The sequence below is a fragment of the Kangiella taiwanensis genome, from assembly GCF_020005165.1.
Classification (GTDB): Bacteria; Pseudomonadota; Gammaproteobacteria; order Enterobacterales; family Kangiellaceae; genus Kangiella; species Kangiella taiwanensis.
On sequence record NZ_JAHCLT010000001.1, the window covers coordinates 1,101,680 to 1,115,957 of the forward strand.

The 14,278-nt window shown below is 43.1% G+C and carries 11 protein-coding genes; 5 read left to right on the forward strand and 6 right to left on the reverse strand.

What is annotated here, in order from left to right; translation table 11 throughout:
- A complete protein-coding gene (locus tag KFK88_RS05195; protein WP_223577586.1) occupies nucleotides 1–2,022 on the forward strand; it encodes a tetratricopeptide repeat protein in 2,022 nt (673 codons plus the stop codon).
- Nucleotides 2,023–2,057: 35 nt separating this feature from the next.
- Here the strand turns inward: KFK88_RS05195 and KFK88_RS05200 are convergent, their stop codons facing one another.
- On the reverse strand, nucleotides 2,058–4,274 hold the full coding sequence (locus tag KFK88_RS05200; protein ID WP_223577587.1) for a thiamine pyrophosphate-dependent enzyme: 2,217 nt from the start codon (nucleotides 4,272–4,274) through the stop codon (nucleotides 2,058–2,060).
- Nucleotides 4,275–4,465: 191 nt separating this feature from the next.
- On the opposite strand from KFK88_RS05200, the gene KFK88_RS05205 reads away from it, so the two are divergent.
- The 3 genes from KFK88_RS05205 to KFK88_RS05215 all read left to right on the forward strand — a co-directional run bounded on the left by KFK88_RS05205 (nucleotide 4,466) and on the right by KFK88_RS05215 (nucleotide 7,037).
- Complete coding sequence (locus tag KFK88_RS05205; RefSeq protein ID WP_223577588.1) at nucleotides 4,466–5,434, forward strand: PLP-dependent cysteine synthase family protein; 969 nt, start codon at nucleotides 4,466–4,468, stop codon at nucleotides 5,432–5,434.
- Nucleotides 5,431–5,724 (forward strand): hypothetical protein, encoded by a 294-nt coding sequence (locus KFK88_RS05210; protein WP_223577589.1) that lies wholly within the window; start codon nucleotides 5,431–5,433, stop codon nucleotides 5,722–5,724. Before KFK88_RS05205 ends, KFK88_RS05210 begins: the two co-directional genes overlap by 4 nt.
- Before the next feature lie 137 nt (nucleotides 5,725–5,861).
- Nucleotides 5,862–7,037 (forward strand): trans-sulfuration enzyme family protein, encoded by a 1,176-nt coding sequence (locus KFK88_RS05215; protein ID WP_223577590.1) that lies wholly within the window; start codon nucleotides 5,862–5,864, stop codon nucleotides 7,035–7,037.
- A gap of 85 nt (nucleotides 7,038–7,122) precedes the next feature.
- On the opposite strand, the gene KFK88_RS05220 is transcribed toward KFK88_RS05215, so the two are convergent.
- Together KFK88_RS05220 and KFK88_RS05225 are read right to left on the reverse strand one after the other, a co-directional pair.
- Nucleotides 7,123–8,022: a spermidine synthase gene (locus KFK88_RS05220; protein ID WP_223577591.1), complete on the reverse strand. Its 900-nt coding sequence runs from the start codon at nucleotides 8,020–8,022 to the stop codon at nucleotides 7,123–7,125.
- Nucleotides 8,015–8,635, reverse strand: a complete 621-nt coding sequence (locus KFK88_RS05225) for a fused MFS/spermidine synthase (RefSeq protein WP_223577592.1) — start codon at nucleotides 8,633–8,635, stop codon at nucleotides 8,015–8,017. The genes KFK88_RS05220 and KFK88_RS05225 overlap by 8 nt, the downstream gene beginning before the upstream one ends.
- A gap of 189 nt (nucleotides 8,636–8,824) precedes the next feature.
- On the opposite strand from KFK88_RS05225, the gene sodB reads away from it, so the two are divergent.
- Nucleotides 8,825–9,406 (forward strand): superoxide dismutase [Fe], encoded by a 582-nt coding sequence (sodB, locus tag KFK88_RS05230; protein WP_223577593.1) that lies wholly within the window; start codon nucleotides 8,825–8,827, stop codon nucleotides 9,404–9,406.
- Between the two features lie 54 nt (nucleotides 9,407–9,460).
- Here the strand turns inward: sodB and KFK88_RS05235 are convergent, their stop codons facing one another.
- From KFK88_RS05235 to KFK88_RS05245, 3 genes are all read right to left on the reverse strand, one after another.
- Complete coding sequence (locus KFK88_RS05235; protein ID WP_223577594.1) at nucleotides 9,461–11,410, reverse strand: alpha/beta hydrolase family protein; 1,950 nt, start codon at nucleotides 11,408–11,410, stop codon at nucleotides 9,461–9,463.
- Entirely contained in the window at nucleotides 11,403–11,966 is a 564-nt protein-coding gene (locus tag KFK88_RS05240; protein ID WP_223577595.1) for a hypothetical protein, read from the reverse strand. Before KFK88_RS05240 ends, KFK88_RS05235 begins: the two co-directional genes overlap by 8 nt.
- A gap of 134 nt (nucleotides 11,967–12,100) precedes the next feature.
- Nucleotides 12,101–14,263, reverse strand: coding sequence for a TonB-dependent receptor (locus tag KFK88_RS05245; RefSeq protein ID WP_223577596.1), 2,163 nt, complete (start codon nucleotides 14,261–14,263; stop codon nucleotides 12,101–12,103).
- Between the last annotated feature and the right edge of the window lie 15 nt (nucleotides 14,264–14,278).

A 14,278-nucleotide genomic window follows, 5' to 3' on the forward strand; every position in this document is an offset into this window, starting at 1 on the left:
ATGAAAAAGATACTATTGATAGTAACTACAGCGCTATTCATATTAAGCTCTTGTAAAACGGTAGAGCCAGTAGACCCTCAGGTAGAGAATGATAATATCTATACAAAAGTATTTAATCAGCTATTAATTGAACCAAGCTCAGTACCCTTTGATAGGCTGTTTGAGAGTTATTTAAACTCGAGTTACTTCCTAAATAATGGTAGTGCATTTAACAGTTTTGTTCAGCTAGAAAGCGATATTTACAGCGGAAAAGCTGCTTGTGAATCAGTTGACTTCATCAATAGGTTAAAAACTCTGCCACTATCTATTCGTGTGCATCAACTTGCAGCTGACTGTGCACAAATGTCAAACGATAGTACAGCTATTGAATTCCATGAAAGCATGATCGACTACTTGGTGCTTGGCTATTTCAAAAATGGCGATGCAAAAAATTATTATAGTGCAGTAAAAGTTACGGACTTTGGTGAACCAACGGATCTTATCAAAGCTCTTGGGTATGAGGTTGTTGAATATTATATTCAGCCTTATGCTGCGGGTTCAATGTTTTCATATGCAGTAGTAGCGAACTCTGAAGATACTGGTAAACAAAGGTCGTTTCATTTCAATGTCTGGGACGCTTTAGATATCCTATACTCAAGCTCGGAAGAGCCTGTAGACATCTATTCGTTAAACTTTCTGCCCACTGCAACGTTTGAAGAGTTGCATGAAACCAACTCTGCTTTCGATTTAGGGACTGCCCGAGTATTATGGGCTCAAAATAATGATGTAGCTGTAGAGCGGTTACTGCGCTCAGTTAGTGCGGGTAACTCTATGGCTCAGCAAATGTTGGCTGATAAATTAATTATCGGTGACAAAATCAACGGCTATGATATAGATGATGCGATTGATCAGCTTATTTCAGCATCGGAGGCGGGTTTAGCTACGGCTTTTGTTAGGCTTTCAGTCATTTTCAAGCATGGAATAAATACTGATAAAGATCTTGCAGTTTCCAAACAATTAGAGCAGAAGTCTGTAGAACTTATAGGGGAAGATCGCACTTTTGGTGAGATAGCATTAGTCTCTACTCTTTACGATCTTCCAGAAGGGCAGCTAGTTGAGGCATTTAAAAGGGCTGCATCAGCCGGTAACGGCAGAAGCGCTTATTACCTATATAACTACTTCAATGATAAAGAGCAAGATGAGGTAGCTCTAAAATACCTTGAGTTAGCTGCTGAACTTGAGTACGCAGAAGCCTTAGTACTGAAGGGATCTCTTTTAGTTATGGATGAGTCTAAAGAGTGGGAAGACGTTCAGGAAGAGTTCCTAGATTTGATAGAGGAAGCACAGTCACAACATCACCCAAAAGCTGACTATATTCTATATAAATTCCTTCAAGCCAGTGATAAAAACTTATCATTTAAGTATCTGCAGCAGGCTGCAAAAAAAGGACTTGTAGCAGCTCAATACGAATTAGCAAATGCTTATGATGATGGAGATATCACCGGTCGAGATCTAGCTCAATCAGTTCGTTGGTTAAGTATGGCCGTTAAACAGGGGAGTCTTCCTGCCATCGTTGGTCTTGGGTATAACTACGAAAAGGGTAGGGGTGTTGAAAAGGATTTAACACGTGCTGTTCAAATGTATAGTTTAGCTGCTGAGCAAGGTAGCGCGCAGGGAATGTTCAATTATGGATATATGCTTCTTAAAGGCCGTGGTATTGAACAAAACTATCCGCTTGCTGTGGAATGGTTTGAACGAGCGGCGAAAAACGGGCATGCTTCAGCCAATAATGAATTAGCATTATTATATAAAGAAGGCGAATATTTCGAACAGAGTTACGAAAAAGCGAATCAGTTATTCCAGTTGGCCGCTGAGGATGGAGAGAAGTATGCGATGTATAATTTGGGCATGTCTTATGAGAAGGGGCTAGGAGTGGCCAAAGATATTGAAACTGCTATCGCGTGGTACTTAAAAGCCCAAGCTCGGGGCCATGAAGAAGCCGCTATAAGGCGCTTTAATTTATTGACAGGAAAGACCAACTGAAGCTTTTCAGCTAAAGGGTGAAATTAGAGAGCTGTTTAAATCAGCTCTCTAACCGCTTTTACGATATCGTCTTTACCTGGCAGCACAAACTCCCAAGAGGTGCCAATCGGAATGAAGGTGTCATGGCCTGTAATGCGTTTAATGTTTGGTATCTTATCTGTATGTTCAACTAATCCTGTAATCAGCTCCTCGCTCAAAGAGCCAGTTTTACGGCATTCATCGACAACTAAGATGTTTTGATAATTCTTAGCAACGTCGGCGATAGCTCGGTGATTGAGTGGCGCTAACCAGCGAATATCCATGACATCTACCGCAGTTTTGTATTTGTCTTTTAAAATCTTCTGCGCTTGCTGTGATAAATAATGTCCGTTGCCATAACTAATGATTAAGGTTTTGCTTGGTTTCTTAGCTTCACTTGGATATAACGCAGGCTCACCAAAGTTAACCACTTCATTGGGCTCTGGGTAGACACCGAGCCATCCATTATCACCAGCTTCATGCAGATCTTTGGCATGGTACAGCGCGATAGGCTCTAAGAAAATCACCACACGCTTTTGTTCGTCAGCTAAGCGAACGGCTTCGCGAAGCATCTTGGCTGCGTCTTGGCCATTGGAAGGACAAGCAAGGATAACGCCTGGTATTTCACGCAAGAAGGCAATCGAGTTATCGTTATGGAAGTGACCGCCAAAGCCTTTTTGGTAAGCTAGGCCTGCAATGCGGATTACCATTGGGTTGGTAAATTGATTATTCGAGAAGAAGGATAAGGTCGACGCTTCGCCACGAATCTGATCCACCGCATTATGGGTATAAGCTAGGAACTGAATCTCTGGGATCGGTAGGTAACCTAGATGAGATGCGCCAATAGCGTTACCTAAAATGCTGGTTTCGTCTAGCATAGTATCGAACACGCGGTTCTCGCTAAAACGCTTTTGTAAATTGGTCGATACGCTATAAACGCCACCTTTTTTACCCACGTCTTCACCAAACATGATGATGTTTGAGTACTGTTCCATCAGGTCAGTTAAAGCGTAGTTGATGAGCTGTGCCATGCTTCTGGGTTTATCCAAAAACTTGAACTGACGGCCAATATCAAATAATTCATGGCGTTTGCTGATAGTCGGTAAAGCAGGTTTTTCTTTAGCCGGACGTTCGGGAGCGACGGAAGCACATACTTCTTCGGCGCTAGAAAGTTTAGGTAGTTTGATTGCTTGTTCTGCTGCTTTTTCGACTTTCTTACGAGTATCTTCATACATGGTCAAAATGTCATCGGTCGATAAATAGCCTGCTTCAATACATAGGCGTGCGGAGTGCAGCAGTGGATCTTGTGCTTCGGTAGCTTCTATATGCTCTACGGTGTGATACATACTTTCGGTATCGTTGCCGGCATGACCCATTAAGCGGACAGTCTTCATGTGCAAGAATACTGGACGTTTTTCATAACGAGCGATCTCTTCGGCTTCTTGTGCTGCCATATAAGCGTCAGGCAAGTGCAGACCGTTGCACTGAATGTATTCGATGCTTTCTCGATTTTTGACGTTGTTTTCAATCCAGTTGTCAGGCGTGGATACCGAAATACCGATGCCGTTATCTTCACAGATATACACCAACGGTAATGGCTCACCTTTATAGGCCAAGTACTGTGCGGCATTAAATGCTGACTGTGAAGTGGCATGGTTAAAGCTGGCATCGCCAAAGTTACATAAAATCACGCCATCACCCGGGACTGAAGCATCAAAGCCTGTGCGATAAGCTCGGCCTAAAGACCAAGCCGCCCCCATGGCTTTAGGCAGATGCGATGCAATGGTACTGGTTTGTGGTGGCACAAACAGTTTAGCGGAGCCAAAAACCTTGTGGCGACCCTGTGAAATCGGATCGTCTTTAGCGGCTACTAGCGACAGAATTTGATCTTGAATCGGGTCAATGTTAGGTACTTTGCGCGAGCGCTCGGCCATCAAGGCACCAGAGCGGTAGTGTAGGAACGCCATGTCGTTGTGCCTAAACACTTTCCCAAGTACTGCATTACCTTCGTGGCCGCTACTGCCAATGGTATAAAACCCGATGCCCTGATCTTTTAAGATTCTGGCTCTCAGATCTAAGTGCCGACTGATCAGTTGCGACTCGAATAACTGCACAAACTCTTGCGGTGACAGCTGTGAGGCACTGGCAGGTATGTTGCTGAGTTTACTTGGGAATTTAGCGGTTTTGAGTGCAATGAGGAAGTTCTGATCGATGACACTGGCACGGTCGAGCATTGTAATAATTTTATGTGATTCTAAGTTGGGGATTAGTATGCTTTATGGATATAAGGATGTCACTCCAAGCACAACTGGTTGGAGCAGATCGCGCAGCCTTTACAAACATTAACTCTGGATAGGTTCATTGGAACCGCGAATGTGTTAAAGTAGCGCCAACATTATATAAGGTTAGGTTATATCGGAACGGTATGAAAGTTTATAACAATATTCTTGAGATGGTTGGCAACACGCCAATGATTAAATTGCAGAAGATGGACACTGGTAAGTGTCAATTATTCGGTAAGCTTGAGTCGCAAAACCCCGGTGCATCGATCAAAGATCGTATCGCTATCACTATGATAGAAACAGCCGAAAAAGAAGGTTGGATTAAGCCGGGTGATACTTTGATAGAAGCGACAGCGGGTAATACAGGCCTTGGTCTAGCCATGGTTGCTTCGCAAAAAGGTTATAAATTGAAAATCGTCATGCCAGACAAAATGAGCATGGAAAAAGAATATAACCTGCGTGCTTTTGGTGCCGAAGTCATGCGTACGCGCTCGGACGTTGGCAAAGGTCATCCTGAATATTACCAAGACGTTGCGAAACGCTTGTCGGAAGAAAATGGTTGGTACTTCATTAACCAATTCTCGAACTCGTCAAATATTGCTGCACACTACATGACCACGGGGCCAGAAATGTGGGAGCAGTTAGATGGTAAGATAGATGCTGTGGTGCTCGGCGTTGGCTCTGGCGGTACGGTAACGGGTGTGGGGCGTTTCTTGAAAGAGCAGAACCCTGATATCGATATTGTATTAGCAGATCCAGATGGTTCGATTTTGACGCACTACCATGAAACGGGCGAAATGACTGAAGCGGGTAGCTGGGTGATCGAAGGTATTGGTGAAGACTTTATTCCTGATATTTGCGACATGAGCTTATTCACAAAAGCGTATACCGTGACTGACAAAGAGTCTTTAAATACTGCGCGTGAATTGATGCTGAAAGAATCTGTGATGGGTGGTTCATCGACGGGTACTTTAGTGGCGGCGGCTTTGAAGTATTGCCAAGACCAAACAGAGCCTAAGAATGTTGTGACACTGATTTGTGACACGGGCAATCGCTACTTGTCGAAAATGTATAACGACGAGTGGATGAAAGAGCAGGGCTTTTTATCATGAGTCAGGATAAACAGTTAACGCCACCCACTGCTAATATCTCTATCTGGTTGTTATTACTGGATATTTTGGGTATGGCGTTAGTGGTCTTTGCGGGTTATGAGATCTATTTAATCAACGAAAAGAACTCTGGCATTCTAGCCGAGCATTTTAGTTGGCCACATTATCCTTGGATTATCATGGGTGTGGGTGTTTTATTGATGATTCCTTTTCATAAGCAGGTCTTTAGCTTGTTTAGAAAGGTTAAGCAGTATCAGAAAGAACTCGCCAAAAAGGATCGTCCTGACTTTTAAAGCGCTTATTGAGTGAAATCTGATTTTGTGAAATAAAACTGTCCTACCCTTGAAATTTTCTGTAATGACTAGATGTTATATGCATCTAGTCATTCTCTAGCTAAAACGAGCTAAACGATATAACCAATAGGTATTATATGTCAGACAAGAAATTTAAGTTTGCCAGCCGCGTGATTCATGCTGGTCAAGAGCCTGAGCCGATCACAGGCGCAGTCATGCCACCAATTTTCACTACGTCAACTTATGCCCAGCCATCTCCAGGTGAGCACACGGGTTATGAGTATTCGCGTAGCCAAAACCCAACGCGTATGGCGTATGAGCGCTGTATTGCTGATTTGGAAAATGGTAAGCAGGGCTATGCCTTCGCTTCTGGTATGGCGGCAACTAGCACTATCCTTGAGCTACTTGACGCAGGTTCGCACGTTATCGCTATGGATGACTTGTATGGCGGTACCTTCCGATTGTTCGATAAAGTTCGTAAACGTACGGCGAATCTAGAGTTCAGCTTCGAGAACTTGTCTGACTTAAGTAACCTTGAGAAGGCGCTTAAACCAAACACTAAGATGATTTGGGTCGAAAGTCCGACAAACCCAATGTTAAAAGTGGTTGATATGAAAGCGATTGCTGACTTCGCTAAGAAGCACAATTTAATCGCTGTTGCGGACAACACCTTCGCCACACCGTTTAACCAAACACCTTTAGACTTTGGTTTCGATATCGTGATGCACTCGGCGACAAAATACCTAAACGGTCACTCAGACATCGTTGGTGGTGTTGCAGTTGTTGGCGATAATGATGAGTTGCGCGAACAAATGGCGTTCTTGCACAACTCAGCAGGTGCGATTCAAGGGCCTTTTGATAGCTATTTAGCGCTTCGTGGCTTGAAAACATTGGCTCTGCGTATGCGCCAGCATAACGAAAATGGTCAAAAAGTGGCTGAGTTCCTAAGCAACCATCCACAAATCGATAAAGTGTATTACCCAGGTTTAGAATCACACCCACAGCACGAATTAGCCAAAAGCCAAATGAAAGGCTTTAGCGGTATGGTGTCGGTGTTGGTTAAAGGCGACACGGAAGAAGAAGCGGCGAAGAACTCGCATGAGTTCATGAAGAAGCTAAAAGTCTTTACTCTGGCAGAGAGTTTGGGCGGTATTGAAAGCTTATCCAATCACCCAGCGATCATGACCCACGCTGCTGTACCCTACGAAATTCGCCAAGAGATTGGAATTTTGGATAACTTGGTGCGTTTATCTGTAGGTGTTGAGGATATTGATGATATTCTTGAAGATCTAGACTCGGCTTTAAAGTTCTAAGTGACAGCTGGAATCAATGAAAAAGGCGCTGATTAGGCGCCTTTTTTGTGCCATTGAGTCACACAAAGCTTTAAAGGTGATCGGCTTACTTCAACAAATTTGCTGGCGAATACTGGTCGGTCAGTATTTTAGCGTCAGTATCCCAGTTAACTTCATCACTAATGGCGTCGAAGACTCGAAGCGTATCTACGCCATACTCGGATAGTAGTGGCTTGTAGTGGTTTGCTTTTTTGAGTAGTTCTTTTATTTCAGGTAGCTTGTCATTACTGACCACGATAACGCGATTGGTCTTTTCGTCTTCAAAGTGGATTTGGTACAAGTCACCAAAGACCTGGTGGTAAGTTTCAGATTCGTGGTGGAATAGGGCGCTTGAACTAAAAGTATTCGCCATGATGATGCCGCCAGGCTTGAGTAAGCCTTTGACTTCCTCTAGGTATTCTTTGGTCATCATGTGCTCTGGAATATAGTCACTGTTGAAGGCATCTAATAATATGAAATCATAACGTCGATCTTTTCGTAGCTCGCGTTTGACAAAGACTCGACCGTCGCGCACATGGGTCTCGTACTGTTCGCCATCATCGGTGTAACCAAAATATTTTTTCGCCATATCCGCAACGACATCATCGATTTCGACAGAAACGATGTTTGCATTGGGATACACCTCTTTGTAGCGATTAACGAGAACACCACCGCCTAAGCCAATGACTAACATGTCTTTAGGGTCGTCTAGGAAGAATGTCGCGCCCATGGCAAGTTTGTAATAATCGAACACCAACTCTTTGGGTCTTTCATCGAAGATACAAGACTGGCTGAGATCGTTATGGCTCTTTTTTCGGAAGCGCATGCAGGTGAGGCCAACTTCTTTAACGATATAGACGTTCTGATAGAGGGAGCGTTCTTCCTCGACGATTTTTGCTTCGCCGTCCATTGGCGCAACACATAAGACAATAAAGGCTGCGCAAAGGGCAAATAGTAACTTATTCATTAATCAGCTCCGCTTTCTCAGCTTTAGGTAGTGGCTTAGGGAATAGCATAGCAATGATGCCAACAATGGCTAAGACGATGGTCACACCGTACAAAATAGAGTCTAATTCAAACCATAAAACTAAGTAGAAAGAAGTCATAATGGTGCCAAGCGCGCTCCCCAGCGTGGAGACAAAATAAAGGAAGCCAGCAGTTTGGCCGCTACTTTCAGCGTTCGCAACCAGTAAACGTACCGAATAGGGAGCAACCATACCCATAATAGTGGTCGGTATTAGAAACAAAATGACGGAACTTACTAATGAACCGTAGCGAGGGTCTTCTATCTGCATGAATACCCAGTCTGATAGTTCTGAGTGCCATATGTCCAGTGGTAAGGTCGTTAATGATGCTGCAATGAAGATAACCCCATATTTACGGGTATTAGGCTCTTTTAATGACAGTTTGCCCCCTAAAAGGTAGCCAATAGATAAAGCGAGCATAAAAACGGTGATGATACTGCCCCAGACATAGACGCTGCCACCGAAGTAGGGCGATAGAATTTTCCCTCCGAGGAGCTCAACCGTCATAATGGAGAAGCCCATAATAAAGGCGCAAATCAAAACAAGAGTATTCATAGACTGTGTTATAGAATTTATTGGTTCACCTGATAATAAGCGAATGCGCATAAATGTCAAAGTTTGTGAAAAGCCGCTGAAATATATAAATCCTTAATATTCTGATACTTATATTCTATTGGGTCGATAAAATGATCGTGGTAGAATGAACCCTTTATATTTATAGCGTGAATTAATCAGGAGATTAACATGGCAATTGAACTACCAGAATTACCTTATGGTCGTGATGCACTAGCACCACATATCTCGGAAGAAACCATCAATTATCACTACGGCAAGCACCACAATGCTTACGTGACTAACTTAAACAAGATGATTGAAGGTACTGATTTCGAAGGTAAGTCGCTAGAAGACATCATCCGTACTTCTGAAGGTGGTGTGTTCAACAATGCTGCACAAGTTTGGAACCACACTTTCTACTGGAATAGCTTAAGCCCTAACGGCGGTGGCGAGCCTTCAGGTTCTATCGCTGACGCAATTAACGCTGCTTTCGGTTCATTCGCTGACTTCAAAGAGAAGTTCACAGCAAGCGCAGCGGGCAACTTCGGTTCAGGTTGGACTTGGTTAGTTAAAAATGCTTCAGGTTCACTTGAAATCGTTAACACAAGCAATGCTGATACGCCAATCACTGACGCAGGTGTTACACCACTACTTACAGTAGACGTGTGGGAGCACGCTTACTATGTTGACTACCGTAACGCTCGCCCAGAGTACTTAAAAAACTTCTGGGAATTAGTGAACTGGGACTTTGCAGAGAAAAACTTCGCATAATCCAAAGCGTTCCTAAAAAAGCCCAGCAATTGCTGGGCTTTTTTGTGGTTAGGGCTATTGATTCAGGCTTTGTTTAAAGAAAGTATCCAAAGCTTTAAAGAACTTAACACCAGAGGCAACTTTCTTAAACCCGTGGATTTCGTAAGGCAAAAAAAGTGACTCATGTTTCACTCCCTTCTTCTTTAAGAAGTAAAGCATGCGATTATAATGTTCAAAGTCGACGATTGAGTCGTTGCCACCTTGTGCTACCAAAACTGGGATTTTGATTTTTTCAGCATTATATACAGGTGAGTATGCGACTAACTGATCCATTTCCGTGTCAGGATCTCCAATGTAAGTCACAAAAAACTCTTTGAGATCATCATCAACATGAAACTGGTGCTTACTATAAAGAAGAGATAAGTCTGTCACACCCGCATAAGAGGCTGCACAGCGATAAAAATCTGGATATTTGATGGCGCTCATCAGAGCAGAATACCCGCCATAGCTAATTCCAAAAATACAAACTTGGTTTTTGTCTATATAGCCAGTTTTTAAAGCTTCTTGGGATGCAAAGTAGATATCTTCCTCGATCATTCTACCCCATTGTTTTTGCCCTGACTCAAGAAATTCTGTACCGAACCCTGAAGACCCCCTGTAATTGGGCATCAATACTGAGTACCCAAGCTGAGATAGAAGTTGTGCATGTTTATTAAAGTAATTGTAGTCTCTAACACCGATAGGACCGCCATGGGGCATTACAATCAATGGTGATTTGTTGTCGTCACTTGCATTTAAAGCAGGTAGTAGATATGACTCAGTGACAACCCCATCATTGGCTTTGGAGACTAGTTTTATGGACTTTTGTAGTGATAACCCGGAAAGGTCTTGATATATATCGTTTAACTTAGTGAGCTTGTTTTCCTTTTCTTGGTACAGGTAATAAGCTCCTGGGTTGTCAGAGCTTCTTGTAACAAGAATTGAGACGCCTTTTTCGACGTTTGTCTCTAAGATGTTAAAGTGCTCTCTATCAAGTAACGGTATGATTTTTTCACGTAACTCAGGTTTATATTCGCCGATATATTCATGCTTATGAATACCATCCTCAACATAAACAGCAGCAATAACTGTTCCAGTTTCAGGGTTAAATTTAAATGAAGAAAAGTCTTTTCTTTGAAGTGGGTATCTATAGTCAAGTAGCTTACCAGACTCTAAGTCAACCTTTCTTAGAACACTAGCGTTCTTATCGGAAATCATTAAGTTCAATGTGGTATTATTAGACTCTATCGAAATAGGTAACACTTCTTGTTCGGCTTTACTGGTAAAAATAGTTTTCCATGAGCCATATCTGTTTTGCTTCACGGTAGTGATATCATCTTCAATCTCATGAGAAATGATTGGATCACCCGAATGGTCGAAAAGCCAGCCTTCAACGTCTTCAGTCCCTCTGTTCATGCGATACTGAGCTCTAAACTCCATAGGGAAGTGCTCAGCTTTGATATCAACTTTGTGTAGGTTTAACCCCACATCGCTACTGTGCTTTGCAAATATTGCTCTATCTTCAATGTGTGGAAGTGGATTTATAAGTATAAAGGTCCTTTTTGTTAAGTGTTTTTCTGCCACTTCTATGCCGGATTCATCGTGTTTTATGCTATAGATAAAACTATTGATTCCAACATCTCTTTTGTAAAACTGACCTAGGATATCGTTATTATCTATCCACTCCACTTTCGTTGACGGTCCCACCCAAGCTGCATTAGCCTTCGCAAAAAATACAGCCTCTTGGTCAGAGTTAATGAGTTTCACATAATACTTATACACGGAACCATCGAACGTGGTATACAAATATTTATCGCCATCGGGACTAAGGCTATAGTCGTAAATTGTATTTGGTGAAAATAGAATCTCATGTATGGACTTTTTTTCATTCGACTTTTCTTGCGTGTCATCATCACTGTTAGAAATACAAAGTGGGGACGTAGCTATTAAAATTGCGAGTATGAAAAAACGGTTAATATTAGTCATGTAATTCACCTTTTTCTTCAGTTTCAAGGTAGGTGAATAAGTAGTCGCTACCCAATCCGGTATAAACCAATGGGTAGTTGCTCAAAAAGTCAGAGTACTCCTTTTCTAGATATTTATAGTTGCTCATAGCTCTATTTTTATAGACGAATGTGGCTCTACCGTCACCTTTGTTATGAATGATTAAGTCGCCTGCATAGGCAATTTTCCCAGCAACAACCTCTGCTTTATAAGGAATATCATCTATCTCAAAGACCCTGTTACCCCAAACGGTCATACTCTCGAAGTAATAATTGCCCTCAGGAAGCTTGGCGATATAAATATTATTGCCGTATTTAATATTCTTGAAGTGGTGATCATCTTCGCCAGTTAGTGATAAGCGCAAAATACCAGAGTCTTGATTAGAGAATACGTACTCATTATTGAATGAAACTTTTAAAAGTAGGTAGCCTTCATCAGAGTCAAGTGAACTGGTATCTATATTTTTATCGGAAGCAAGCAGTTTTGTGTTATGGGTAAGTAAAACTAGCAATAGTGATATGTAAAGAAGTGACTTCACAGATTCCCCCTTTTTATATTTATTAAAATTATCCTATGGGGATATATCCTAATAAATAGGGGGGTTAATGTAAAATAGGGTTTTGGTCAGCGCGGTGAGGCTAGCTCAAACGAGCTAGCCTTTCAGACTAGTGTTTAATAAGTCGCCGTCCAGTTCAGTGTGTAGGTGCGACCACGTCCTTGGAAATTGAATAAGTACTCAGGGCCATAAGCGGGGGAGTAGAATGCGGTTGCGCGTTGTCCCCAAACCGTCGAGTATTGCTTATCCAGCAAATTGGTAATACCAAAACTAAATTTGCCAGCTGTGGTTTCAGTGCTCAGGGCTAAATCCAACGTTGTGTAACCGTCGATTTCGCGATCTGAAGCGTCTTCGGCATCAAATGCATGATTCGCCTGTAAGCGAGCGGTGTAGTCGTAGTTGGTCCAACCGAGGAAGGCCGTTGCAGAAGATAACGATGCGTAACGAATGTCACGTTTTAGCCAGTCGCCGTTATCATCTTCTTCTTCAGATCGCACCCAGTGCAGTGTTGCGCCTGTTTCGAAGCCTTGATCCAAATATTTAGTGAAAGCACCTTCAAAGCCATAGTCACGAGTTTTGTTATCGACCACGACTACGTTTAAGTTAGCGTCGTTGCTTACTGCTTTATCAGACCATGAGTAGTAGATCGAAGTTTGTGCTTGCCAACTGTCGCCAGAGTAACGCCAGCCGAACTCGGTTTGATCGGTTTCCACGGCGCTTAATGGATTGTCGTTGACGTTTACATCAGGGCTTTTGCCGTAGTATTTCGCTGGATCGGGCAGTTCAAAGCCTTGGCTAAAGCGGAACCACGTTTGGTGGTTTGCTGCATTATACATGATACTCGCGTTGAAAAGAGTCGCATCATAATCGTTGCTACCGCCTGGAATTAATACGCTTACACGTTGGCCAACAGGATCGTAGCTGAATTTATCAAAGTCCTGAACCGTAACGTCCATCTTTTGTTGGCGAAGACCCGCTGCAAGTTTCCAGTTATCGTTTAAAGCCCAGTCAGCTTGCACAAAACCTGATAAGCCTTCTACTTCATAACTAGGGTAGCGTGGCTCAAGGCGTGACTTATTTTGCACTAAGCCCCCGGTAGCGTCGGTCGTTTCTAAGTCGAAGAACATTTGATCTGCGTCAAATTTCTCACGGTCAAAGTCTAGGCCATAGGTAAGGTGCGTCGAAGCACTGATGTTGGTATCGAATAACGCTTTCATGCCTGAAAGCTGGGTATTTTGTTTTGAAGTACCAAACTCAATCGCATAACGACCTTCTGCCGGTAAAATGCGTGGGCGAGGGAAGGCACTAAAGCTTGACTCTTCGTTACGGTGAAATGCTTGTAAGTAGAAGTCTTGTCCTAATAAGTCGCCGTGGTGATATTGTAGGTTCAGCATTTCGCGATCTGTCGCTGGTGCGCGATCCGAGCGGAAGCCATCACGAATTTCAGCATCGGCTAAGCTACCGACAGGTACTGCATCAATGTTAGGGAAGAACAGGCCGCGTTCACCTGTATAGTTTGAGCGGTAAATCTGTGCGCCTAATTCCAGCGACTGGTCGTCAGTCAGTTTGATGTCTACACTACCTAAAATATCGACGGTGCGGTTGTCTTGTAAGTCAGTTTGCGTGATGTCTGGGAAGATTTCATCGCCATTACCATCATAAAAGCGACCGTTTTCTTCGTAAGCCAAACCGAGGTATGCTTGAACGTCTTCATTACCGTCGCTGATGGAGTGCTTGATGCGTTTGCTCAGATCATCGCTACCGTTAAGACTACTTGAAGCGCCAATCTGAGTCGTCATGACCACTCCATCGCTAGAGCCTTTCTTAGTGATGATATTAATGATACCGCCTGTCGCGCCACCACCGTATAAGCTACTCGCGCCTGAGATGACTTCGATTCGCTCTACGTTGAACGGATCAATTGAGTCAAATTGTCGTGATAATCCGCGAGAGTTGTTGAGTGAAATACCGTCTATCAAGACTTGGACACTTCGACCTCGAAGATTTTGACCGTAGTTAGTACGGCCTTGTGGTGCCAAGTCCAAGCCTGGAACTAACTTGCCCAACATAGTTTTTAAGTCTGCTCCGGTCTCCAATTGTTGCTCGATACCAGCACGGTCAATAACCCAGACAGAGCCTGGGATTTCGCTGATTTTGGTTGGTGTACGTGAGCCGACGACCACGACAGTATCGTCAGGTGCGGTTGTTTCGTTTGCTTGCAAGCCCATGGAAACGCTCAATGCCACAGCAGCAAGGCTGAATCCTAATCGATAGTTCATTATTGAGTACCTTGT

Excerpts from the sequence above, each read along its gene's own strand:
- KFK88_RS05195 (WP_223577586.1), top strand. The coding sequence starts at position 1 with ATGAAAAAGATACTATTGATAGTAACTACAGCGCTATTCATATTAAGC.
- KFK88_RS05200 (WP_223577587.1), bottom strand. The coding sequence starts at position 4,274 with ATGCTCGACCGTGCCAGTGTCATCGATCAGAACTTCCTCATTGCACTC.
- KFK88_RS05205 (WP_223577588.1), top strand. The coding sequence starts at position 4,466 with ATGAAAGTTTATAACAATATTCTTGAGATGGTTGGCAACACGCCAATG.
- KFK88_RS05210 (WP_223577589.1), top strand. The coding sequence starts at position 5,431 with ATGAGTCAGGATAAACAGTTAACGCCACCCACTGCTAATATCTCTATC.
- KFK88_RS05215 (WP_223577590.1), top strand. The coding sequence starts at position 5,862 with ATGTCAGACAAGAAATTTAAGTTTGCCAGCCGCGTGATTCATGCTGGT.
- KFK88_RS05220 (WP_223577591.1), bottom strand. The coding sequence starts at position 8,022 with ATGAATAAGTTACTATTTGCCCTTTGCGCAGCCTTTATTGTCTTATGT.
- KFK88_RS05225 (WP_223577592.1), bottom strand. The coding sequence starts at position 8,635 with ATGAATACTCTTGTTTTGATTTGCGCCTTTATTATGGGCTTCTCCATT.
- sodB (WP_223577593.1), top strand. The coding sequence starts at position 8,825 with ATGGCAATTGAACTACCAGAATTACCTTATGGTCGTGATGCACTAGCA.
- KFK88_RS05235 (WP_223577594.1), bottom strand. The coding sequence starts at position 11,410 with ATGACTAATATTAACCGTTTTTTCATACTCGCAATTTTAATAGCTACG.
- KFK88_RS05245 (WP_223577596.1), bottom strand. The coding sequence starts at position 14,263 with ATGAACTATCGATTAGGATTCAGCCTTGCTGCTGTGGCATTGAGCGTT.